This window comes from Mycobacterium nebraskense (assembly GCF_002102255.1).
Classification (GTDB): Bacteria; Actinomycetota; Actinomycetes; order Mycobacteriales; family Mycobacteriaceae; genus Mycobacterium; species Mycobacterium nebraskense.
On record NZ_LQPH01000041.1, the window covers coordinates 23021 to 46973 of the forward strand.

At 66.9% G+C, this 23953-nt stretch carries 17 protein-coding genes, 2 pseudogenes and 1 riboswitch; of the genes and pseudogenes, 8 read left to right on the forward strand and 11 right to left on the reverse strand.

What is annotated here, in order from left to right; translation table 11 throughout:
• Positions 1-22: 22 nt before the first annotated feature.
• Positions 23-4438: a cation-translocating P-type ATPase gene (locus tag AWC17_RS04755; protein WP_141224492.1), complete on the forward strand. Its 4416-nt coding sequence runs from the start codon at positions 23-25 to the stop codon at positions 4436-4438.
• On the opposite strand, the pseudogene AWC17_RS34120 reads toward AWC17_RS04755, so the two are convergent.
• Positions 4404-4622, reverse strand: a pseudogene (locus tag AWC17_RS34120) (hypothetical protein); the annotation flags it as partial. The gene AWC17_RS04755 and the pseudogene AWC17_RS34120 sit on opposite strands and share 35 nt — an antisense overlap.
• Between AWC17_RS34120 and AWC17_RS04760 the strand changes: the two are divergent.
• Entirely contained in the window at positions 4545-4820 is a 276-nt protein-coding gene (locus AWC17_RS04760; protein ID WP_141224499.1) for a hypothetical protein, read from the forward strand. The pseudogene AWC17_RS34120 and the gene AWC17_RS04760 sit on opposite strands and share 78 nt — an antisense overlap.
• Before the next feature lie 8 nt (positions 4821-4828).
• Here AWC17_RS04760 and AWC17_RS04765 read toward each other — a convergent pair whose 3' ends face one another.
• The 3 genes from AWC17_RS04765 to AWC17_RS04775 form a co-directional block, all read right to left on the reverse strand.
• Entirely contained in the window at positions 4829-8677 is a 3849-nt protein-coding gene (locus AWC17_RS04765) for a SpoIIE family protein phosphatase (RefSeq protein ID WP_047322708.1), read from the reverse strand.
• On the reverse strand, positions 8674-9036 hold the full coding sequence (locus tag AWC17_RS04770) for an STAS domain-containing protein (protein WP_046185894.1): 363 nt from the start codon (positions 9034-9036) through the stop codon (positions 8674-8676). The genes AWC17_RS04765 and AWC17_RS04770 overlap by 4 nt, the downstream gene beginning before the upstream one ends.
• A 110-nt stretch (positions 9037-9146) precedes the next feature.
• On the reverse strand, positions 9147-9854 hold the full coding sequence (locus AWC17_RS04775; protein ID WP_082123150.1) for a PAS and ANTAR domain-containing protein: 708 nt from the start codon (positions 9852-9854) through the stop codon (positions 9147-9149).
• A gap of 104 nt (positions 9855-9958) precedes the next feature.
• Positions 9959-10069, forward strand: a riboswitch (TPP riboswitch).
• On the opposite strand from AWC17_RS04775, the gene thiC reads away from it, so the two are divergent.
• The 5 genes from thiC (at position 10063) to AWC17_RS04800 (ending at position 14535) form a co-directional block, all read left to right on the forward strand.
• Complete coding sequence (thiC, locus tag AWC17_RS04780) at positions 10063-11709, forward strand: phosphomethylpyrimidine synthase ThiC (protein WP_046185892.1); 1647 nt, start codon at positions 10063-10065, stop codon at positions 11707-11709. (Overlaps the previous riboswitch by 7 nt.)
• Before the next feature lie 5 nt (positions 11710-11714).
• Positions 11715-12545: a bifunctional hydroxymethylpyrimidine kinase/phosphomethylpyrimidine kinase gene (gene thiD, locus AWC17_RS04785; protein WP_276038842.1), complete on the forward strand. Its 831-nt coding sequence runs from the start codon at positions 11715-11717 to the stop codon at positions 12543-12545.
• On the forward strand, positions 12542-13165 hold the full coding sequence (locus AWC17_RS04790; protein WP_047322709.1) for an alpha/beta hydrolase family protein: 624 nt from the start codon (positions 12542-12544) through the stop codon (positions 13163-13165). Before thiD ends, AWC17_RS04790 begins: the two co-directional genes overlap by 4 nt.
• A 46-nt stretch (positions 13166-13211) precedes the next feature.
• On the forward strand, positions 13212-13646 hold the full coding sequence (locus AWC17_RS04795) for a MarR family winged helix-turn-helix transcriptional regulator (RefSeq protein ID WP_046186954.1): 435 nt from the start codon (positions 13212-13214) through the stop codon (positions 13644-13646).
• Between the two features lie 19 nt (positions 13647-13665).
• Positions 13666-14535, forward strand: a complete 870-nt coding sequence (locus tag AWC17_RS04800; RefSeq protein WP_046186955.1) for an LLM class F420-dependent oxidoreductase — start codon at positions 13666-13668, stop codon at positions 14533-14535.
• A 15-nt stretch (positions 14536-14550) separates the two neighbouring features.
• Here the strand turns inward: AWC17_RS04800 and AWC17_RS04805 are convergent, their stop codons facing one another.
• On the reverse strand, positions 14551-16050 hold the full coding sequence (locus AWC17_RS04805; RefSeq protein ID WP_141224494.1) for a neutral zinc metallopeptidase: 1500 nt from the start codon (positions 16048-16050) through the stop codon (positions 14551-14553).
• A gap of 195 nt (positions 16051-16245) precedes the next feature.
• Positions 16246-16620 carry a hypothetical protein gene (locus AWC17_RS04810; RefSeq protein ID WP_047322710.1) on the reverse strand — a complete coding sequence of 125 codons (375 nt, stop codon included), beginning with the start codon at positions 16618-16620 and terminating at the stop codon, positions 16246-16248.
• A 120-nt stretch (positions 16621-16740) separates the two neighbouring features.
• On the opposite strand from AWC17_RS04810, the gene AWC17_RS04815 reads away from it, so the two are divergent.
• Positions 16741-17352, forward strand: coding sequence for a hypothetical protein (locus AWC17_RS04815; RefSeq protein WP_085164328.1), 612 nt, complete (start codon positions 16741-16743; stop codon positions 17350-17352).
• 2 nt (positions 17353-17354) lie between these two features.
• On the opposite strand, the pseudogene AWC17_RS04820 reads toward AWC17_RS04815, so the two are convergent.
• The 5 genes and pseudogenes from AWC17_RS04820 to AWC17_RS04840 all read right to left on the reverse strand — a co-directional run.
• A pseudogene (locus AWC17_RS04820) lies at positions 17355-17720 on the reverse strand (HNH endonuclease signature motif containing protein); the annotation flags it as partial.
• Between the two features lie 182 nt (positions 17721-17902).
• Positions 17903-20989, reverse strand: a complete 3087-nt coding sequence (nbtC, locus tag AWC17_RS04825; RefSeq protein WP_231588654.1) for a nocobactin polyketide synthase NbtC — start codon at positions 20987-20989, stop codon at positions 17903-17905.
• Positions 20970-22313, reverse strand: coding sequence for a beta-ketoacyl [acyl carrier protein] synthase domain-containing protein (locus AWC17_RS04830; RefSeq protein WP_046186052.1), 1344 nt, complete (start codon positions 22311-22313; stop codon positions 20970-20972). Before AWC17_RS04830 ends, nbtC begins: the two co-directional genes overlap by 20 nt.
• On the reverse strand, positions 22295-23053 hold the full coding sequence (locus AWC17_RS04835) for a thioesterase II family protein (RefSeq protein ID WP_047322711.1): 759 nt from the start codon (positions 23051-23053) through the stop codon (positions 22295-22297). Before AWC17_RS04835 ends, AWC17_RS04830 begins: the two co-directional genes overlap by 19 nt.
• Positions 23054-23203: 150 nt before the next feature.
• Positions 23204-23782, reverse strand: a complete 579-nt coding sequence (locus tag AWC17_RS04840; protein ID WP_046184374.1) for a GNAT family N-acetyltransferase — start codon at positions 23780-23782, stop codon at positions 23204-23206.
• Positions 23783-23953: the final 171 nt, after the last annotated feature.

Below are 23953 nucleotides of genomic sequence, written 5' to 3' on the forward strand. Positions count from 1 at the left end.
TGCGACCGCGTTACGACGATCTATGCCGTTGCGCGCCGTCGCGACCGGCGTCCAGGCGACCACCTCCCTCGTCGAGGCCGGCATCACCATCGCCGCGATTCCGCTGCGCGAAGGTGCCCGGGCGATCTCGGGCGAGCTGCCCCAGGAGATACCGGCAACACTGAGCCGGCGGTGCTGGCGCGGTGCGGAGCGGGCCTGGATCGAGGTCCGCGGCCTGGACGGCGCCACGAATGACGAACTCGGGCGCGCGGTGCTCGACGGGATGCTGGCCCATCCCGGGGTCACGTCGGCCGGCCTGAACTACCCGCTGTCGCGTGTGGTGGTCACCATCGGCGACGCGGACACGTCGCTGCGCGACCTATGCCGCATCGTCGACGCCGCCGAGAGGCATTGCGGCTCAGAAAAAGTGGTGAGGCCGGCGGCACCCCCGACGAGTCTGCCGGGCGACGGCGTGGTGCTGACGACGCGGGCCGCCACCGCGGCCGCCAGCGCGGCCGGGCTGGGCATAGCGCTGACCGGCCGGGCGCTGCGCTGGCCACGCATGCCCATCGGTGTCCTGGCGGGTGTGGTGGCCATCGACTACCAACCGTGGCTGCGCCGTCTGCTCGAGGACCGCATCGGCCGGCCCGCGACCGACACCGTACTGACGCTGGCCATGACGGCCGCCGAAACCGTCACGCTGTCTCCCGCATCGTTGTCGGTGGGTCTGCTGATGCAGTCGCTGAAAGCCGCCGAATGCCGGGCGGAAGCGCGCGCCTGGGTCCGGCACGAGCCGCAGCTGGCCAGTCACGCCGATCACCCGCACACCGACCCGTCGGCGGGTTCGAAGCCGCCGCGCGGCCGGCCCGCCGACCACCACGCCGATCGATTCGCGCTCGTCCAGGCGATCAGCGCCGGGATCGTCGGCGCCACCACCCGAAACCTCAACCAGGCGGCCCTGGCCGTCCTGGTGACCACCCCGGCGGCCAACCGCACCACGCCGGAGGCCTTCGCCGCGGCGCTCGGCCAGGGGTTGGCCGACCGGCACGCGGTCCTGTCGTTGCGTCCGGAGGCGCTGCGCCGCCTGGACCGGGTGGACGCGATCGTCATCGACCCCCGCGTGTTGTGCACCAAGAGCTTGCGGGTGTCGCTCATCCGCGGCGCCCGGGAAGCCGAGCTCCCCGCGGCATGGTCGCGCGCCCAGCTGATGCTGGAGAATGTTCGCCTGCGCCCGGGCTGGCACCCGGTGCCCGGAATATCGCCCAGTACGCCGACTTCCAAAGCGGAGGCGCTTTTCTGCTTCACGCACGACCCGTTGGCGTCGGCCGTTGTCGCCGAGGCGCACCGGACGGGATCCGAATTGGTTTCGGTCGAGGACGATTCGCTGGGCGAATTGCGCCCCGCGTTCGACGAGATCAGGCCGCTGGAGCGGGCGTCCATCGACGACGCCCTGGCCGGCGCCGTGGCGGATCTGCAGGCGGCGGGCCGCACCGTCGCCGTGCTGTCGTCGCCTGGGGCGCAATCGATTTGGTCGGCCGACGTGGCGCTGGGCATGATGCCCGAGCCCGGGGCCGGCCCACCGCCGTGGTACGCCGACCTGCTGCTGCCCGACCTGGCGGCCGCCTGGCGGGTGCTGCACGCGCTCCCGGCGGCCCGGGCCGCCGCCCAACGCGGCGCCGGGATCTCGGCCGGCGCAACGGCGATGGGCTCGCTGCTGATGATCCCAGGTGTCCGTGGCATCGGGCGCGGACCGGTGACCAGCGGCGCGGCGGCCGGTCTGCTGTCGGGATATCTGTTGGCGCGCGGCATCATCAAGGCGGACACGCCGCGCCCGGCTCCCGTCCGGGAATGGCATGCGATGGCGGTCGAGCACGTCCGCAGGGCGTTGCCGCCGCCCGGCTCCGAGCCGGCCGGCGATCCAAGGCAACTCGCGCTGGCCACCCTCGGTGCCCCGCAACCCGAAACGCCCATGCACGCCTTGCTGCAGTTTCTGGCCGCCGTCCGCGCCGAGTTGACCGACCCGCTGACCCCCGTGCTGGCGGTCGGCTCGGCGGCCAGCGCGGTGCTCGGCTCGCCGGTCGACGCCGTCCTGGTCTTCTCGGTGTTGGCCGGGAACTCGATGCTCGCCGCCAGCCAGCGGCTGCGCGCCGAAAACCGGCTGAATCATCTTCTGGCACAACAGATCCCACCGGCACGCAAGGTCGTATCCGATGACGCCGGGGATCGGGTGTACACCGACGTCATCGCGGCGCAGCTGCAGCCCGGCGACGTCATCGAGGTGCGCACCCACGAGGTTGTGCCCGCCGACGCCAGGATCATCGACGAGGTCGACGTCGAGGTTGACGAGTCGACGCTGACCGGTGAGTCGCTGTCGGTGGAGAAGCAGGTCGAGCCAACGCCCGGCGCCACTCTCGCCGAACGCCGCTGCATGCTCTACGCCGGGACGACCGTGGTGGCGGGTACCGCGGTGGCGGTCGTCACCGCGGTCGGGGCCGACACCCAGGAACGCCGCGCCGCCGAGCTGGTTTCCGGCGACCTGTCGTCGGACATCGGTCTGCAGCACCAGCTCAGCCAACTCACCAACCGGGCCTTCCCGGTCAGCATGACCGGCGGCGCACTGGTCAGCGTGCTGGGGCTGTTGCGGGGCTCGGTCCTGCGCCAGGCGGTCGCCAGCGGGATCGCCATCGCCGTCGCGGCGGTTCCCGAGGGGATGCCGTTGGTGGCGACCCTGGCGCAGGCGGCGTCGGCGCGGCGGCTGACGAAGTTCGGCGCGCTGGTCCGCGTGCCGCGTTCGGTGGAGGCGCTCGGCCGCATCGACGTGGTCTGCTTCGACAAGACCGGAACGCTCAGCCAAAACCGTCTGCGGGTGGCCGAGGTCGTTGCGGCGCCGGGAACTTCGCGCGAAGAGGTGCTGCGCTGCGCGGCGCACGCCGCGCCGCCGTCCAACGGCAACCCGCACGTGCACGCCACCGACGTCGCCATCGTCGAGGCCGCTTCAGCCGCCCTTGGGGCCGTGAACGGCCACAACTCGACCGCACCCGTCGCGCACCTGCCGTTCCGCTCCGGCCGGTCCTTCTCCGCCTCCGTCACGGACACCGAGCTGGCCGTCAAGGGTGCGCCCGAAGTGGTGCTGGCCGCCTGCGGGGACGTGAGCCCGGCCATGGAGGAGACGGTCGCTCACATGGCAGGCAGCGGCCTGCGGGTGATCGCGGTGGCGCGGCGGCAGCTGAGCCCCGCCCAGGCACAGGCGATCCAGCGGGAGCCCGACGACATCGCCGAGTTCGCCCGGGACGGGCTGACCCTGACCGGGTTCCTGGGATTGTCCGATACCCCGCGCGGCGAAGCGGCCCGCCTGCTCGGGGATCTGCGCCGGCTTTCGGTGGGCGTCAAGCTGATCACCGGCGACCATCCGATCACGGCCAAGGCCATCGCCGAGGAGCTCGGTCTGAGCGTCACCGCCGAGCAGGTTATCAGCGGCGCCGACTGGGATGCCTTGTCGCGCAAGGATCAAGAACGGGTGGTGACCGAGCGGGTGATCTTCGCCCGGATGACACCGGAGAACAAGGTCCAGGTCGTTCAAACCCTCGAGAGCGCGGGTGTGCGCACCGCCATGGTCGGTGACGGGGCCAACGACGCCGCCGCCACCCGCGCCGCCACCGTCGGCATCGGCGTTGTCGCCGGCGGCAGCGACCCGGCGCACATGGCCGCCGACGTGGTGCTGGTCGACGCCCGCATCGAGGGCCTGCTGCACGCCATCGAAGAGGGACGCCAACTCTGGCAACGAGTGCAGGCGGCGGTGTCCGTGCTGCTCGGCGGAAACGCCGGCGAGGTGTTGTTCGCCATCATCGGCAGCGCGATCACCGGGACCTCGCCGCTGAACACGCGGCAGCTGCTCTTGGTGAACATGATGACCGACGCGCTGCCGGCGGCGGCCCTCGCGGTCAGCAAGCCCAGCGGCCGGGTCGACCCGGGCATCTCGAGCGTTCGGGGCCCGGATCAGCCCGCGTTGTGGCGTGCCGTCGCCATCCGCGGCGTCACCACCGCCGCCGCGACGACGGCGGCTTGGGCGATGGGCAGTGTCACCGGTCGCCCCCAACGGGCATCCACCGTCGCGCTGGTCGCCCTGGTGGGCGCCGAGCTGGGTCAAACGCTGCTGGATTCACACGCCCCGCTGGTGGTGTTCACCGCGGTGGGCTCGCTCGCGGCGATGGGGACGCTGATCAGCATCCCGGTGGTCAGCCAATTGCTCGGCTGCACACCGCTGGGTCCAGTTGGCTGGGCACAGGGGCTGGGATCCGCTGCCGCGGCGACCGTCGCGATAGGCGTTTTGAATCGTGCGCTGACGGATCCGGACAAATCGGCCGATGCACCCGTTGAGGTGGGTGAACCTCGACGACCCCAGCGCGCCACAGCAGCGCATAGAGTTCCAGTAACGGCACCTTCAGCACCAGAGCAATAGATGAAACTAACGGATCGCCCCCGGTGTCGGTCATCGTCGACATAGGTCCGACGGTGGCCGCACGACCCGGCGAATCGGCAAACCCTTCGTTACTGAAAGGCAAATGATGGCGGAAAAGAAGGCGCGCAGGGGGACGTCGCAGCGCGAAGCGGTGCAAAAGATCCGCGAGGGCGAAACGTTCCATGTAAATCTTCCGGTGCTCGGTCCGATGGAGATTCCCCGGCCCGAGCAGCTGGCCTATTTCGGGGGCCTGGCCGCCCTCGCGGCGCTCGAACTCATCGACTGGCCCGTGGCCGTGGTCATCGCCGCCGGCCACATCCTGGCGAGCAACCACCACAACAAGCTCCTGGAAGAGCTCGGCGAGGCCATGGAAGAGGCTTGAGCACAGGCCTAGCCGGCCGGTACGGCATGGTCGAAACGCAACGTCACCCGAGTGCCCCCCGCAGTGCGGAGCGTGTCGACGTGATCGGCCAGCCCACCGATCAGGGTCAGACCCCGGCCGCGGCGCCGGCTGCGCAGGCTGGCCGAGGAATCGCCCACCCACCGTCCGGTGTCGCTGACCGTGACCGCGAGGGTCTGCTGGCGCAGGAAGGCCTCCACGGAGACCGTTCGGCGCGGCTCGCCGTCGCTGCCATGCTCGACCGCGTTGGTCACGGCTTCGCCGGTCGCCAGCAGGATGTCCAGTTCGCGCTTCGGGGCGACGGCGATGCTGGCCAGCCACTCGCGTAGCCGATCGCGCGCGACGGGAATCTGACCCGGCGCGGCCGTCACCACGGTGGCGAAGCTGCGCGGGGTTTCGTGACTCGGCCGCAGCGCGAGCACGACGACGTCGTCGCGGTAGCCGGTGGGCGGGGCCAGCCGGGACAGCACCTCGGCACAGACCGACTCGACCGGAAGGTCGGCGCATTCCGCGGCCGCGGCCTTGAGGCGTCCGAGGCCGTCGTCGAGCGTCTCGCCGGCCCGCTCGATTAGTCCGTCGGTGTAGAGCAGGATCAGGCTTCCTGGTGGCAGATTCGCCGTCGCGGTGGCGTCGGACGGATAGCTGTCGGCGTCGTGTTCCTTGATGGCGACCGGGAGACGTCGGCCGGACGTCAGGAACACCGCGCGATGGTCGGGAAAGACCAGCAGCGGATAGGGGTGGCCGGCGCAGCTGTAACTCACCGTGGCGCAACCGGTATCCGGTTCGGTCTCGACGAGGGCGTAGGCCACCGTCGCGCAGCGCGCACCCGCGACGCTGGCCCCATACCGGTCCAGCGCCCCCAGCACCGCGCTCGGCTCGCCCGCGGTCAGGGCCGACGCGGCCACCGCGGCGCGCAGTCTGCTCATCACGATCGCGGCGGGCAGCCCGTGCCCGACGACGTCGCCCACCGATATCCCGACCCGGCCGGCGCGATCCAGCGGGGTGACCGAATACCAGTCACCGCCGACGCGCATAGCCTCACCCGCGGGCTGGTACACGGCCGCCACGACGGCGGCCGTCGAGCCCCGGTCCAGGTCCAGCAGGTGCTCTTGGAAGTCGACGGCGATGCGGTGTTCGCGCGCCATGACGCGGACCCGGTCCAGGGCCGAGGACGTCAGCTCGGCCACGCGACTGAACGCATCGCGTTCGGCGGCGTCGAACTGGCGCGGCGTGGGCCACAGCAGGGCCAGCACCCCGATGACGCGGCCCGCGTGATCCCGCAGCGGATGGGCGACGCAGGCGCGAACGCTGCCGGCGGTGTCCTGCACCGCGTGCTGATAGCGCGGGGGCAGGTCGAAAGTGTCCGTGATGACCATCGACTCGCCGGTGCGCACGACGTCGGCGCCCACGACCGGGGAGTCGAGCTCGGTCACGTGGTAGCGGTCGCGCAATTCCCCGGGCAGGTGGCCGGCGTATTCGAACCGGATGTGGCGTTCGCCGTCGAGGACGCCGATCGTCACCGTGGCGGCATCGCCCGAGCCGAATGGCGATTCCAGCAAGGCATCCATGATCCCGACGACCGAGTCGGTGGCCTGCAGCGCGGAGTCGAGTTGGACCAGATCCGAGGCCGCCACGCGACGCTGGCGGTCGCGCTCGCGGGCCACCGCGGACAGCCGCGACTTCACCCGGTCGACCAGCTCCTGGGAACGGAACGGCTTGGGCAGGTAGTCGTCGGCCCCAGCCGCGTAGCCCTCGTCGACCGCCTCCGCCCCGGCCCGGGCAGACAGCATGAGGACCGGTGTGGCCGCCAATTCCGGGTCCGCACGGATGGCGGACACCAGCCCGAAACCGTCGATGCCCGGCATCATGACGTCGGTGACGATCGCGTCCGGGCGCAGGTTTCGAATCGCCGCCAGCGCCGACTCGCCGTCGGCGGCAAGGACCGTCTCCCAGTGAGCTGACAGGACCCGGTCGAGATGGTGTCGCATGTCGGCGTTGTCGTCGGCGATCAATACCAAATGGCGCGACCTCTCGGATGCGGCCGTCGACCCATCGCGATCCGAGATGGGCGTCAGCCATTGCCGGGCCTCCGCCACGTATGGGTTGGTCTCGTCCAACGGGCCGACGGGTGACTGATCGGCCGCCGCGCCGATTGATTGCGGCAGCCGGATGGTCACCGTTGTCCCGCGGTCCAATTCGCTGTCGATCTCCACCGTTCCGCTGTGCAGCTCGACGAGCCCGCGCACCAGTGAGAGGCCGATTCCGGTGCCCTCCACGCTGCGGCCCCGAAGGTTGTCGGCGCGGTAGAAGCGGTCGAACAGGCGGTCCAGGTCCTCGGCCGCGATCCCCACCCCGGTGTCGCGCATGGTGACGACGCAATGCGCGGGTTCGGCACGCACCTCGATCGAAATCGAGCCCCGCAGAGTGTATTTGACCGCGTTCGAGAGGAGGTTCAGGATGATCGTCTCCCACATACCCGGGTCGAGGTCGGCCAGCACCGGGGAGCAGTCCACGACGAGTTCGAGCCCGGCCCGATGGCAGAGCTCGGTGAAAGACGACGCTATGTGGGCGGTCAGGGCGCCGACATCGGTACACACCAGCTTCGCGTTCGCGCGGCCGGCCTCGATGCGGGAGAAGTCGAGCAACGACTCGACCAGGCGCTGCAGGCGCCGCGCGTTGCGGCCCGCCGTGCTCAGCCGGTCCGCCAGCACACTTCCCGGCGCCGCTTCGGACAGCGCATCGTCGAGCGGCCCGAGGAGCAGCGTCAGCGGGGTGCGGAATTCGTGGCTGACGTTGGTCAGGAACGCGGTCTTCGCCCGGTCCAACTCGGCCAGCGCGTCGGCCCGTCGCCGTTGCTGTTCGTAGGAGACGACGGAGGCAAACGCCGCGGACAGCTGGTCGGCCAGCAGTTGGCAGAACCCGCGGTACATCGAATCGAGGGGACGCCGGGCACTGACCCCGATCACCACCGCACCGGCGTTCGAGGTTTCCCCAAGCGGCAATACCAGGGCCTGCCGGGGACAGTTCTCGCCGAAAAGCTCCGTGATCCCAGGGATTACGTCCTCAAGCCGGTCGATGACGCGCGCGGCGCGGGAACGTGGCGTCCCGTCCCTACCCGTGAGCTCGGCCAACGAGCCCGGCAGCAGCGGGCGGATGGACGGTGTGGCCCCGCGCAGCGTGCTGTCGCGCGCCCCTTCCCCGTCGCCCGAAACATATACGGCGATGAACGGCAGGTCCAGCGGCTGCGCGTCGCATACCGCGACGGCGCTGCTCACCGCGTCGTCGATGGCGTGTGCGTCCAGCACGGCGGTCGCCACCGCGTTGAGCAAGTGGAGCCGACGCCCACTCAACACCCGGTCGGTCGTTTCGATCACCGCGCAGAAAATCGCCGTGACTGCGCCGTCGCCGCCGATGATGGGGCTGTAGGTGAAAGTGAAGTACCGCTCCTGGGACTGGCCGCCGGTCATCAGCGGCAACATCAGGTCGTCGGACCAGGTCGCGACGCCGGTGTCGATCACGCTGGTGAGCATCGGGGATATCTGCTGCCAGATCTCCCACCACACCTGCTCGGCGGGGCAACCCAGGGCGGCCGGATGTTTGTCCCCCAGGATCTGCGCGTAGGCGTCGTTGTACATCAAGAACAGATCGCCGGGCCCCAACCAGAGCACAATGGGAAACCGCGAGGTCAGAGCAACTGCCACGGCCACCCGTACCTCGGCCGACCATTCCTGCGGCGAGCCCAACGGATGGCTGTCCCAGTCGAATTCGGCGAAGCGCCGGCCCATCTCCCCGCCCAACCCGACCGCGGCCGCCAGATCGGCCGGCAGCGCCGGGTTCATTGCCGTCGCTTGTGTTGCAGTGCCTCGGCCAGCGTGGGGTAGATGTCGAAGATCCGATCCAGTTCGGTCACCTGGATCGGCCGAAGCACTTGGTCGTGGTCCGCGACCAGGCGGACCGCCGTCCCGGCTGCCTTGCCTTCGTCGTGACACTCCAGCACGGCGTTCAACGCCGCGCTTCCGAAGAAGTCGACCGCTTGCAGGTCGACGACGACCAGCCGGGCCGGGTGGGTCTCGGCCAGCTTGAGCGCGGCGGTCAGGTGGGTGGTTACCTCTTCGACGGTACTGGAGTCGACGCCGCCCTTAACGCGCACGACCACAGCGTCCTTGAGTGCCTCATGTTCCACCGCCAACAACTTCAGCGCCTTTCGCAGCTCGTCCGGATGCGCGGCATGCGCCGCTCCAGAGAATCCTCCAGAGAGTGTAGGAACACTAACTGTTTGCGGGCTGCCGCGTTCGCGTATTTCTCCGGTTACCCAGCAGACTCTGGGGATATCCGTTCGTGCACCGTCAGCAGCACATGATCGAACTGACTTTGGAGGGCGGTCGTCGAGCCGTCCAGGGTTGCCACCTCGGCGAGCAGTTGCCGGGCCAGCGCCCGCAGCTTCACGTTGGTCTCCTGCGACCGCCACTGCAGCACGCGAAAGGCCTGCTCGGCGCTGACCCGGTAGACGAACATCAGCACGCCCTTGGCCTGTTCGATCGCCGCACGGTTTTCGAACAGGTCCGGCAGCGCCTCGTCGAGCACCTCTTGCCGGGTCTCGTCGAAGGTGTTGGTGAGGTCGATGTAATACCCCGCGGTGCCCACCACGGCGCCCGAATCGTCGTGCATGCGGTCGGCCACGACGATCGCGTCGTGCACTTTGCCGGCGGTGTCGAGGAAGCGGTGCCGGCTGGAGAACGACTCCGCCGACTGCAGGGCGTAGTCGAGCAGCTCTTGCACGTGCGCGCGGTCGTCGGGGTGCTTGTGCGACAGCAACAGCTTCGTCGTCGGCTCGACGGTGCCCGGTTCGTAGCCGTGCATCCTGGCTACCTCGTCGGACCATTCCCAGCGCTCACCGATGAACCAGAAGCGGAAGGCACCGACGTTCAGATACCGGGCGACCGCATCGACGGGGCTCAGCTGCTCGCTGGGCGACCCGGCGGGTGTCGCCCCGTCCGTCTCCGTTTGCTGTTGCACGTTTGCATTTTTCCATTCCGGGGATAGCCCCGGCTACCGCCCCGGCCAAATAGGCCGCCAGCCTGCCAGGCGGCCCGCGGTGGGGGTAACGTCGCGTGCGGACCATCCAAAAACGCGGGAGCGCACGTCGAATGCGCTGAGAGGACGGCTCGGGGCCGTCGACCGTACGAACCTGACCGGGTAATGCCGGCGTAGGGAGATGAAAAAAATGACCGATGTCCTTTCCCAAGCCGTCGAGGCTTCCGTCACCACCGGACCCATCGCGGGCAGCAGCAAGGCGTACCGAGAGCTGGACGGGGTCCCGGGTGCCCGGGTTCCGTTCCGGCGGGTCAACCTTTCGACCGGGGACCATTTCGACCTCTACGACACCTCCGGCCCCTACACCGACGGGGACGCGGTGATCGACCTGTCGGCCGGCCTGCCTCCGCGGCCCGGGGTGGTCCGCGACCGCGGCACCCAGCTGCAGCGAGCCCGGGCGGGCGAGATCACCGCCGAGATGGCGTACATCGCCGCACGCGAGGACATGCCCGCCGAGCTGGTGCGCGACGAGGTGGCCCGCGGCCGCGCGGTGATCCCCGCCAACCACAACCACCCCGAAAGCGAGCCGATGATCATCGGCAAGGCCTTCGCGGTCAAGGTCAACGCGAACATCGGCAACTCCGCGGTGACGTCGTCGATCGCCGAAGAGGTCGACAAGATGGTGTGGGCCACCCGCTGGGGTGCGGACACCATCATGGACTTGTCCACCGGCAAGAACATTCACGAAACCCGCGAGTGGATCCTGCGCAACTCCCCCGTGCCGGTCGGCACGGTGCCCATTTACCAGGCGCTGGAAAAGGTGAAGGGCGACCCGACGGAACTGACGTGGGAGATCTACCGCGACACCGTGATCGAGCAGTGCGAGCAAGGCGTGGACTACATGACCGTGCACGCCGGCGTGCTCCTGCGGTATGTGCCGCTGACGGCCAAGCGGGTCACCGGCATCGTGTCGCGCGGTGGGTCGATCATGGCGGCCTGGTGCCTGGCCCATCACCGGGAGTCGTTCCTCTACACCAACTTCGAGGAGCTCTGCGACATCTTCGCCCGCTACGACGTCACCTTCTCGCTCGGTGACGGGCTGCGGCCCGGCTCGATCGCCGACGCCAACGACGCCGCGCAGTTCGCCGAGCTGCGCACCCTGGGCGAGCTGACGAAGATCGCGAAAGCCCATGGCGCGCAGGTGATGATCGAGGGCCCGGGGCACGTCCCGATGCACAAGATCGTCGAGAACGTGCGGCTGGAAGAGGAGCTGTGCGAGGAGGCTCCGTTCTACACGCTGGGCCCGCTGGCCACCGACATCGCCCCGGCCTACGACCACATCACGTCGGCGATCGGCGCGGCGATCATCGCCCAGGCCGGCACCGCGATGCTGTGCTACGTGACCCCCAAGGAGCACCTGGGCCTGCCGGACCGCAAGGACGTCAAGGACGGCGTGATCGCCTACAAGATCGCCGCCCACTCCGCGGACCTGGCCAAGGGGCATCCGCGCGCCCAGGAGCGCGACGACGCGCTGAGCACGGCGCGCTTCGAATTCCGCTGGAACGACCAGTTCGCGCTGTCGTTGGACCCCGACACCGCAAGGGAATTCCACGACGAGACCCTGCCGGCCGAACCCGCCAAGACGGCGCACTTCTGCTCGATGTGCGGGCCCAAGTTCTGCTCCATGCGGATCACCGCCGACGTCCGGGCCTACGCCGCCGAGCACGGGCTCGACAGCGAGGAGGCGATCGAGGCGGTCATGAGCGAGGGCATGGCCGAGAAGTCGCGTGAGTTCGCCGAGCACGGCAACCGGGTGTACCTGCCGATCACCCAGTGAGCAACCTGCCTCCCGTGCTGCCTGTGCCACCACCGGGCACCACGCCGCTGCGGGTGCTGTCCATTGCCGGATCCGACTCCGGGGGCGGCGCGGGCATTCAGGCCGACATGCGCACCATGGCGCTGCTGGGCGTGCATGCCTGCGTTGCGGTCTCCGCGGTAACTGTGCAGAACACAGTGGGAGTCAAGGGATTTCACGAGGTGCCGGCCGATGTCGTCGCCGCCCAGATGGAAGCGGTGATCACCGACATCGGCATTCAGGCCGCCAAGACCGGAATGCTGGCGTCGTCGGCCATCATCGCCGCGGCGGCCGCCACCTGGCGCCGGCTCGGGCTGACGGTTCCGCTCGTCGTCGATCCGGTGTGCGCCTCCATGCACGGCGACCCCCTAATGGAGGCATCCGCCCTGGATGCCCTTCGCGGCGAACTGTTTCCGCTGGCCACGCTGGTGACGCCGAATCTTGACGAGGTGCGGCTGCTGGTGGGCATCGACGTCGTGGACGCGGGGTCGCAGCGGGCGGCGGCCAAGGCGCTGCACGCGCTGGGACCGCGGTGGGCGCTGGTCAAGGGGGGCCACCTCCGGTCATCCGATCGCAGCTGCGACCTGCTCTACGACGGTGCCGACTGCTACGAGTTCGACGCGGAGCGGTTGCCCGGCGGCAACGACCACGGCGGTGGCGACACGCTGGCCACGGCCATCGCCTGCGCGCTGGCGCACGGCTTCACCGTGCCCGATGCGGTCGGGTTCGGAAAGCGGTGGGTCACCGAATGCTTGCGCGCCTCCTATCCCCTGGGCCACGGACACGGCCCCGTCTCGCCGCTGTTCCGGCTGTCATGAATCTCGAGCAGATCGCGGGCATCGCGCACCAACCCGAGGGCACGCCCGCCGGGGTGGCGGTGCTGACCCACGGCGCCGGCGGCAACCGGGATTCACCGCTGCTGCAACAGGTTTGCGACGAATGGGCGCGGCGCGGCTGGCTCGCGGTCCGATACAACCTGCCGTATCGGCGGCGCCGGCCCACCGGACCGCCGTCCGGCTCGGCCGCCACCGACCGCGCCGGCATCGTCGAGGCGATCACGCTGTGCCGCGGCCTCGCTGATGGTCCGCTGATCGCCGGCGGGCATTCCTACGGCGGGCGGCAGACGTCCATGGTGGTGGCGGCCCGCGAAGCACCTGTCGACCTGCTGACGCTGTTCTCGTATCCCGTGCACCCGCCGGGCAAGCCGGAGCGCGCCCGCACCGAGCACCTGCCCGACATCAGGGTGCCGACGGTGTTCACGCACGGGACGTCGGATCCCTTCGGCACGCCCGACGAGCTGCGCGCCGCCGCCGCGCTGGTCACTGGCACGACCGCCGTCGTCGAGATCGCCGGGGCGCGACACGATCTGCGGTCCAAGACGTTGAACGTGGCGGCGCTGGCGGTCGACGCCGCGCTGCAGCTACTCGGCCGCAATTAGACAGCTTGGACTGGCCAGTTGTAACTGTCTAATCTAGGCTGGGGTCGTGGACGGCATTGCCGAGTCAGCCGCTGCGGCAGCCCGCGATCTGCGGGTGATGTTCAGCCGGCTGCGACGTCAGTTGAGAGACCTCGCCACCGACGGCGACCTGACTCCCTCGCAGACCGCGGTGCTCAACCGGCTCTGGAAAGAGGGGGCCTCATCGGCGAGCGTCCTGGCTTCAGGCGAGCGGGTACGTCCACAGTCCATGGCCACGATAGTGGCCGCCCTCGAGCAGCGCGGGTTCATCGAGCGCACGCCCGACCCGGAAGACGGCCGGCGGCAACTGATTTCGCTGACCGCGGCGGGCCGGCGACGCGCCGAGAGCAACCGGCAGGTCCGGGAGGAGTGGCTGGCGCGCGCCATGCACGAGCGGTACTCCGAGCGCGAGCGTCGCGTCATCCTCGATGCGCTAACCCTGCTCGAGCGCTTGACCGAATAGTGAGAGAGCAAGGGCCGCAATGGAAGTAGGACTGCACTTCATCGATTTTCTGCCAGGTGATCCGGCGGCGCTGGGTCCGACGCTGGCCAACTCGGCCAAGGCCGCCGAGCAGGGCGGGGCGACGCTGTTCACGCTGGCCGACCATTTCTTTCAGATGGAAGCCATGGGACGGGCGGAGGACCCGTTCCTCGAGGGCTATACGTCACTGGGCTTTTTGGCCGGACAAACGACCAAGATCGACCTGAGCCTGCTGGTCACCGGTGTTACCTATCGCTATCCGGGATTACTGGCCAAGGCGGTCACCACCCTGGACGTCTTGTCGCAGGGCCGCTCGATGCTGGGGCTCGGTGCGGCCTGGTACGACCGCGAGCACGCCGCCCTTGGCTTTCCTTATCCGCCGTTGAGCCGGCGCTTCGAGATGCTCGAAGAGACGCTGCAGATCTGCAGGCAGATGTGGAGCGACAACGACGGGCCCTACCGGGGGAAGCATTACCAGTTGGCCGAGACGATCTGTGAGCCGCAGCCGATTCGGCGCCCTCCGATTCTGATCGGCGGCGATGGCGAGAAGAAGACGCTGCGCCTGGTCGCGCAGTACGCCGACGTCTGGAACAGCACCGTGACCGACGCCGACGAGCTGAAGCACAAGATCGAGGTGCTGAACCGTCATTGCGACGCGGTCGGCCGAGACCCGAGCGAAATCCGCATGACGGTGGGCTTTTTCGTGAATCCCTTCGAGGACCCCGATGGGTACTTCAAGACCGTCGAGCGCTACGCCGAACTGGGCGTGGAGATGGTCAATGCCGGTCCGTTCCCGGGCAACCCCGATCCGGTCGGTTTCATCCGCCGCCTCGGCGATGAAGTGATACCCACGCTCGCCCAGATCGGTTGATACGCCGCCTTTCGGTCATACCGGGTAGCGGGAGTAGCACGCGTCCATGTTGCCGGTCACGCCGCCGCGGAATGCCGCTATCCGGGTGAAACCGGCCGGCACGCTGGTGCCGTCCGCGTCACTGGCGACGAGGTGGTTGGTGAGCAGCCCGGCCACCGCTTCGTCGAGATCACCGGCCGTCAGCAGCAGCTGCTTCTGCGACGACAGCTCGATGGGTTCGGCCAACTTGCGGTGCACCACGCCGGTCAAGCACGCCGTGCGCAGGGCGGTCCACGGACTCTGCATGGCCAACCCGCGTTCGTGCTGGACGGCCAGCGCGTACCGCGACATCACGACCGACAGCGCGGTGTCGTCGCCCTGTGGCAGGGTTTGTTCGTTCTCGTCGGCGAGCTTGCCCATCGCCGCGAGCTTGGGCAGGTCGATCACGATCGTGTTGGTGGCGGGGCAGTAGGACGCCGGCGCGCTGGTTTTGGCGTCGGGACAATCGGCGGGCTGGTAGGACAGCGCCGGCGGATTCTTCGGGGAGAACACCTTTCCCAGGAGTTCCATCAGGGTCGACAAGGTGTCCTGATCGATCGGGACCTCACCGGTCTCCGGATTCCCGGTGCTGCTGTCGACCCGCAGGGCGTTGGGCAGGTCCCCGCGGCGCTGCTCGATTTCTCTCTTGTCGATCCGCGCGCAGGCCGAGGCGCCGTCGATGAAACCCGTTTGGAAGGCGCTGATCCGGTCCAGGGCCGACCCATGTTCGTCGTCGTTCTCGGTCTCGCTGTCCATCACCGGGTCCCGGGTGGTGATGATCCCCGCCAGCACGTGGTCGAGCCCGTCGGCGGTGCTCAGCGTGAACCGCGGCGACTTACCGTCGGCGACCCAGAACAGGTAGACGCCCGCGAAGCAGTCGGCCTGCTGCTCGCGCACGATCGTGGGGTCTCGCCTGGTCACCAGCTTCGCCATGGTCTGCAGGGCGTGGCCGAATTCGTGTGCCAGCACACCGTTGACGGACATGTCGCCGAAATACCGTTGCGCGACGGGCATGAACACCCCGCGGTCCCAGGCGATCAGGTTGCAGCGCGACGTATAAAAGGCGTTGACGAGTTTATAAGTATCGTTGTGGCAAATGATGGGGCTTGTCGCCTCGTTGGAGTTGTACGACACCATCTTGCCGACCGGGACGAAATTCCCTTTCAACGATTGGCCGTACACCGACTTCCAATATTCCTCGATGTCGTTGACCGACAGCAACGACAACTTGTCGATAGCACCGTTGTCGGTGTTGACCACCGTCCCGGTCGGACCGGGTGCGTTCGAGCGGATCCCGCTGGGGCCGTTCGTCGCGGGCAGGCCGCCCACCCGGAACGGGTCGTTGAGCATCGACAACGCCCGCCCGTCGACGAAGGATGTACACCCCGCCACGACGATTGCCGCCGCTGCGCAGCTCAACGCCGCCCTCAGCAAGGTGGCCGCCCTGCGCGGGCGGCCACCGGCCGGCTGACGTCGATTGCGCGCACGGCTGTTCATACCAACCTCATCCCGACCGGCTGCAGGGCAGCACCAAAGGGTCTCATTCTAGAGCGGTTGGCTAACTAGGACAGCCCGAATGAAGACCACGCTTGAACGCCGGGCCGGCGACAGCGGTGGGGGGTTGCGGGCGGCTTACCCGCTGCGGAACGAGAAACGCCGGTCAGGTATTCAAAGTGGAAATAGCGAACTCCGCTAGGGGCGCGGTGCCGTCGGCGTAGGCGTTTGCTGAGGTCCCATCGGACCACCGGGACCCATTCCACCGGGTCCCATCATGCCGCCGGGTCCCATCATTCCCGGCCCCATCATGCCGCCGCCGGGCCCCATCATCGGGCAGGTACCGCTACGCCCGCCGCCATAGCCGTGGTGCCAACCGTAATGGGCGCCCGAGGACCAGCCCAGGAAGAGCCCCGAGAAGAAGATCACCGCGGTGACGAACACGACACCGGCGACGATGAGCACCCATGCGAGCACTTGATTCAGCCGACTGTGCGCGCCAAATCGATTCCCGTCTCCGGATTGGCCGGTCACGGTGGTCGGTTCGACGCTGGATTCAGGAGTTTGCGTCATGGTCGAACAATGTCACACGCATACCCGCCCGGGGTAGGGACCATTGGCCCTAGAAAGAGCGACGCGTATCTGGTCGGCTTGCCCTAATTGCGCGGGAATGTGTCCTGGAGGGATGCGGCGATGGCTGGGTTGACGCGGCGGGCGGCGCTTGCCACGCTCGGCGTGCTCGGCGCGGGCAGCATCCTGGGTCTGGGATACGTGCGTCGCAGCATCCTTCAGCTGCCCTCAACGGCTATCCGCCTCACGGACGGTGGGGGTTTTATGGGCGCCGGTCACATGGACATGAGCCGCTACATGGAGATGTTCATGCGGCACAGCGAAATCGACCGTGTTGTCGAGGACATTCCCGGTGGCGTGCGCACCACCACCGAATCGAAGTCCCCGGACCTGACTGCCCAACTGCAGGCCCATGTCTCGAGCATGTACGCCCATCTCGATCAGGGAACCGAAGTCAGCTGCATGAGCCAAAGCCTGCCGACCCTTTTCCGTCATGCCGGCGGCTACCGCCGCCAGCTCACGTTCACCCCTAAGGGCGTGATCGCCGAGGAGACCGCCGACGATCCGGCCCTCACCGACGTCATTCGCGCGCACGCGCGCGAGGTCACCGGGTTCGTGGAGGCGGGAATGCCCGCCATGATGCAGCAGATGATGGGTCCAGGCGGAATGGGCGGAATGGGCGGAATGGGCGGAATGGGCGGAATGGGCGGCGGCCGGATGATGGGGCCGCGCTGACTTTAGAAGGGCGGCGGTTCGTCGTCTGGGGGTGCGGGGCCGCGGGGTGCGGGTTGGGTGGCCAGGCGAAGTTGGCGGTTGTGGTGGCGTTCGGTGGCGATGCGGCGGGCCCGGTTTTGGGCGCGAGTCCTGGTGCGTAGCGGCATCATTGCGGTGCGCTCGCCGCAGCGCTCGGGGGATGTGGGTGCGGGCACGTGGCCGGTGGGTGCGCACAGGCTGGGGAACAGCAGTGCGCTGCCGGGGGTCGTGACGTAGGTGTGCCCGTCGGGCAGCCGCCAGACGATGGTGCCGTCGGGCAACTGCTCATCCCGCCAGCCCCAGAACGTTTTCAGCAAATGATGCTGCCGGCACAGGCATTTCAGGTTGCTTATACGTCGTTAGTGTGCCTCCTGGTCCCGTCCTTCGCGCCAGCGGCTTGCGAACGATCTGCTCGGGACTATGCCTCGCTCCATCGTCGCCATATCTTGTCGAGTCTTCCTGCCAATAACGTGGGCCGCAAGACTCTTAGAATAGTCTAGATTAGCCTAGAACCGCTCGGCTGCTGCCTAATTCACTGTGCGCCCAACTGCGCGAGAACATCGGCAATGGACGCCCCGCCGAGGAGATCCGATACCTCAAGATCGTGATTGAATTCGATCTTGATACGACGACGTAACTCTAGTGCTTGCAACGAATCCAGGCCGATCGCCACCATGGGGACATTGGTGTCAATCGACTCGGGGCGATCGATACCAATGGACTCGGCCAACAGGTCCATCAACCGTCGCGGGAGCATCGGCTCAACGGACGCGCGGGTCGCTGGGTCCTCGACGTCGCGTGAGGTCAGCTGTGAAACCAATGGGCCGTAGCCGAACACATCCAGCACCGATCGCGCACGAGCGAAATCGAACGCCCCGACGATGGCATTCCTGCCCAGCCGGTTCATTCCCAAAGCGATTGCATCGGCAGGAGACATTGGGACGACCCCGATGGCCGCCAGCTGCGCCATGCTAGCTTCATCGAGGTCAAAGTGAACGGTCCACTGACCCCACTGCACGGAAACACAGTCCAACCCATCGGCTCGCAGTCGGTGCGCCATGGCGTCGAGCATTCGATTGGCCGCCGAGTAGACCACCTGCCCGCGTCCGCCGATCGTCGCCCTCGCCGAGGAGCACAGAATCACGCGACAGTTCTCCGCTCGGGGAAACGCTTCCAGTACCCGCCAGATGCCCACAACCTTGGCGCGCAACGCATCGTCTACCTTCACGGCGGTAATGTCCTCGAGTTCCATAGCCGAATAGTCGACGGCGGCGTGGATTATCAGATCAGCCGGGATGTCTTGGTTTTCCGCAGCCAGTTGCGATACTGCCGCCTGGTCGCCTACGTCGCACTTCGTGACACAGATTTGCGTGGCTGTGACCGAGCGGATCTGGTGCAGTCGATCTGCGACTGCAGCGGCCCCGCCCGATCTGCTTACCAACGTGATTCGCCGGACGCCGCGGTGTGCGAAGTGGTCACAGAATTCGAGCCCGAGCTTTCCCGTTCCCCCGATGATGAGCACATGTTCATGGGGCACGCCATCGGAGTCGACTACCGAGCTGTCGCAAGCGACGATCCGTTTGGCGTACAGACCGCCGTTGCGGAATGCCAACTCCGATTCTTCACCAGTGTGCAGCGCCGCGACGACCGCACGCCCCGAATCTGAGGTGGTCGATTCACCCGGCAGGTCGAGGTGCCGGAATCCTACGCCCGGATAGTTCGCGCCAATGCTGCGAAAACCCGCGCTTGCCGCTGCGTGCACCGGGTCTGGCGGTGCGTCGTCAGCAACTACCGCCTCACCGCCCACCGTCACCAGCCAGCAGTCGGTAACTGCATCGGTGACGCCTGGCCACCACGTGCGGTTGGAAAAGAATTCCGTGACTTCGGCCGCGGCGGCGAAGTCGTCTATCTTCGGCGATTGCGGAAGCAGTATGACAAGTGTATTGAAACGACTTGTGACGCCGTCACTTTCAATATTGATCACGCGAGCCGCGGCGCCAGCTTCGCCGGCCGCAGCGCAGATGGCAGTGGCCAAACCCGCGCAGGCTTTCGTGTGGTCGACGATTCCGATGTCGCGCGGCGGCACAAGTGAGCGCTTTGACAGCCGAACCCATTCCTCGACGAGAAGGCGCGCCGGTGTGGTTTCCGCGTTCAGATCACGGGCTGACTCCGTTGGCGCGGCAACCGGATTGCCGGCAGAGGCCGGAGCGGCGCGCTGGGGCAGTACCTCGTCATATGGCAGCCACAGCGGTATCTCATTCATCCGGGTGTTGGGAAAACCGGATAGCGGAAGCGAGACGGCTTCGTCAGACGCGGTGCGCAGGCACTCCCATGAGTAGTCCAGGTCATGTACTGCAAGGTTCGCGAGATTGCGGGTGAACTCATTGAGATCCGTGGCCGTTCGCTCCGACGTGCCGACCACGACGGCCGAGCTTTCGTCCCGAAGGCCAGCGAGATTCTCTTGAATCGCCAACTGTAGTGTCGGGTGCTCGGCCAGCTCCACGAACGTGTCGACGTTGCGCCGCACCGCTTCCGCGATAGCCTTGTCGAATCGAACGGTGTTGCGGAGGTTCCAGGACCAATATTCGTCGACGGGCAGGCCCTGGTCCACGGAGCCACCGAGAGTTGCTCCAATGCAGTCTGTTTCGGAGCCGAGAAACTCAAGATTCTGCAGTCGTCGTCGCGCGCTGGCACGTACCTCGGCGCTGAGCTCATGCATCAAGCTGGTGTGTGCGGGATACCGGACCCGGATGACTCGAGCGAACGTGCCCTTCTGGGTCAAGGCGTCCACGATGCCCTGCACCGCTTCGCGTTCACCGGAAATACAATGCATGTTGGGCGAATTGACCACCGACAGTTGCACCCAACCCGAGCAACGCGCGATCAAATCCTCGCAGGAATCCCGGTCGGCAGCCACGACTGCCACGGAGTAATCATCGGAGGCCAACTTGTCGGCGAGGTGTGCGCGGATCCCGACGACGAGGACGGCATCGGCCAAAGTGATCTTGCCCGAAACGTAGGCCGCGCCGATCTCCCCTTGGCTGTGTCCAATGGTGGCGTTCGGCGCCACGCCGAATGATCGCCATGTCGCGGCCAGTGCGGCCATTTGGGTAAACAGCGCGGGCTGGACAGTCAACGCACTGTCAGCGGCCGGAAGATGTTCGTCGAGAAGGTAATTCAGCGGTGATTCGCCGAACTGCATCTGGAAGGCCTCGATGCAGCGGTCCGCTTCGGCTCGAAATGCGGGAATCGATTCATAGAAGAGCCGCCCCATCCCTGGTCTTTGGTTGCCCTGCCCGGGAAAGACGTAGGCCACTCTGCGGGTGATGGCGGTTGCGTTGGCCCGGACCAACGAAGGATGTTCTCGTCTATCAACCAGTGCCCGTAGGGCGCTGACCAGATCATCGCGGCTGGTCACCATCGCTAGGGCGCGGTGCCGGCGAGCTATCCGCGTCCGAAACAGCATTTCGGCTATCCGGTCAGGTGCCACTCCAGGATGATCTACAGCATAAGAAAGGAGGCCCGCGGCCTCGTCGAGGAGCAGATCGGCGGTATCCGCCGACAGCAGGACGGGCGTGGTGCCGTTCGGAAGCCGGTAACTAGGAATCACTTTGCTCACTCGAGGACATGGCGATGATCGCGTGTGCATTGGCGCCTCCCGCGCCAAACGAGGAGACGGCACCGTAGCGAACGCCGTCCTTGGGCTCCCAATGGTGCAGTTTTGTCGCCAGCCGCACGCCCGTCAGATCCCAGTCCACCGCCTTAGTGGGGTTGTCCGAGAACAGAGTCGGTGGAATGTGACCGTGCTGGCCGGCGAGCAGCAGCTTGATCAGTCCGAGGATTCCGGATGCCGCCTGGGCATGTCCGGCATTCGACTTCATCGAGCCTAAGAGCGCATGGGATCCCGCCGCGCCGTAAGTGTTGAAAAGGGCGATCAATTCCACTGGGTCGCCCGCCAAGGTTGCGGTCCCGTGTCCTTCGATCATTCCGACGTCGACTGGATCAACCCCCGCGGCATCGAGCGCCTTACGGATGACCTGTTCCTGCGCGCGCACCCGAGGAACCAGGATCGGCTTGCCCTTACCGTTGTGATTGGTGCGGATGGCGAGGATGCGTCCATAGATCCGGTGTCTCATTTGACGTGCTCGGGATTCACGCTCGATGAGAACCATTCCGGCGCCTTCGCCCCAGACGGTGCCGGTGGCGTCGTCCGAGTAGGCGCGGCAGTGCCCGTCACTGGAAAGCGCGTTGAGTCTGGCGAATTCGTAGAACGCACCGGGGGACCCCATCACGCACACCGCGCCGGCGAGTGCCCATTCGCACTCGCCGTCTCGCACCGCCGTCGCGGCCAGGTGCAGTGCGGTCAGTGAGGATGCACATGCCGTATCGACGCAGATCGACGGACCGGTCAGTCCCAGGCAATGCGAGATCCGGCCGGCGGCCCCCAGTTGTCCCAACGAGGCGATCCGATGTCCACTGTAGGCGTCGGCGACCGCCGCGCGTGGACCGTACTCCATCGGTGACATGCCGACGAAGCATCCACCGTCCGCGCCTTCGAGCGTGCCCGGATTGACACCAGAGTTCTCGAGCGCTTTCCATGCCACCCGCATCGCCACCCGTTGCTGGGGATGCATCACGATGGCCTCGCGGTGGGTGATGCCGAAGAAGGGCGGGTCGAATGTCGTCGCGCCGTCAAGAAAACCACCCGCGTCGCAAACGGGTCCCCAACCGTCGAGCTCGGATATCGACAGAAGATGATCGATTGGCCAGCCGCGATTGCGAGGGAAGGGGGTGAGCAACTCCCTACCTTCGGCCAGGGCCGACCACAAGGCGTTGGGGCTGTCGATTCCCCCGGGCGCCTCGACAGCCATTCCGGAAATGACGATCGGGTCGGCTGGCGTCGTCGACGTAGATCCGCTGACGCTCACGCTGTCTGCTCGCATTGTGCGCTCGCCGCCAACAACTCCGCGACGGCGTCAATGTGCGATTTCAGATAGAAGTGTCCGCCGTCGAACATCGTTACCTTGACGGTGTCGGTATGCCTGCCCCACCCATAGAGATCACCCAGGGTGATATATGGGTCCAAATCACCGCCGATGGCATGAATCGGAGCCGCTACCTTGATGTCTTTGGCGCAGCAATACGCGTCAAAGGCGTTGTAGTCTGCCTTTATTACGGGAAGTGCCAGCCTCATCAATTCTCGGCTCGCAAACACATCCGTGTCGGTACCCTCGAGCGCCGCGAGATGATTCAGGATGTCCTCGTCGTCTTTGGGATGCGGCGGCTTGGCCGCGACATTTGAGGGAGCAACCGCCGCCGAGACGGTAAGGTGCCGCACATCAATCCCGTGCGCTTCCGCAATCCGGACGAACTCGAAGGCCACTAACGCTCCCATGCTGTGGCCGAATGCGATGAGCGGGACTCCGCGATTGTGCTCCGACTTCGAGAAGTCATGGAATGCTCCGGCGGCGATCTCGGGAAGCGAGTTCAACGAGGCCTCGGCCGCCCGATCCTGGCGCCCGGGATACTGGATGACGACGACTCTGAATTTCGCGCTCAGAATTTTCGAGAAGTCGCGGTAGGCCGACGCGCCAGCCCCGGCATGCGGAAAAACCAGCAGCACCATGTTGCCGGGGGAATCCGATTCGTGAAACTGTCTGAGCCACCCCTCTATGCGCGGCATGCACTACAACCTCTCGCCCATCCGTCGCCGTTCTGCGATCCGGTTTGGTGGTTATTATCGCCACTCACGTCAGGCGACTTAGCTGAGGCTAACATAAACTTTCTATCATCCGCGGCTCGGTCCGGTCCGTTCAGCTCGGGGTTTGCTGCCTCAACCGAATATGCTCATCCCCTCTCGGTCACGGACCATGAGCGCAGCACGCTTATCCGGCAGATCGAGGTCCGCGATGCGCCGAAATCCGGCGCTTTCGAGCGCGCGGATCACCCGCACGTTCTCGATGTCGGGCTCGGCGACCACTCGGGTGGCGCGAGAATCCGCTTCGAGTTGCCACGTCGAGACCGTCTGCAGCAGGTCAATGCCCAGCCTTCGTCCGCGGCATGGGGCTGGACCCAGCAGCATGTGCATGCCGGCGTCGCATGGGTGCGCGGCGTAGTACTGGGCCAGCGGATCGAGATCGGCGCGGTAGAGCTCCCAGTAGCTGATCGGGACGCCATCCAGCAGACCCATATATGGAGCCAGATGCGTGCTGTCTTGCTGCCGGCGCAGATAGGAGGCGATCCGGTGCCGCGCCCATGGCTTCCGCCAGAAGCGGGCCACCTCAGGGTCGTTCATCCACGAGTGGACCAGATCGAGGTCACGATCGAGGTCGAGCCGACGCAGCGTGAACACTCCCGAGAACGCGTCATGATCCAGTGCCGCGTGGTATTGCCGCATGTCCAGCGTGTCCACCACGTACCTCCCAACCGAACGGCCCGCATGGTCGCCGTGAGCGCATGGGGTAGGTGTCTAAGCTCCGTCATGCGACAGCCGTAACAGCCACGCGAGACATCCGACTTACTATAGGCTAACCTAAGGCAGCCCTGTGAGCGCTCGGATGAGAGGACTTCCTTTGATGCGGTT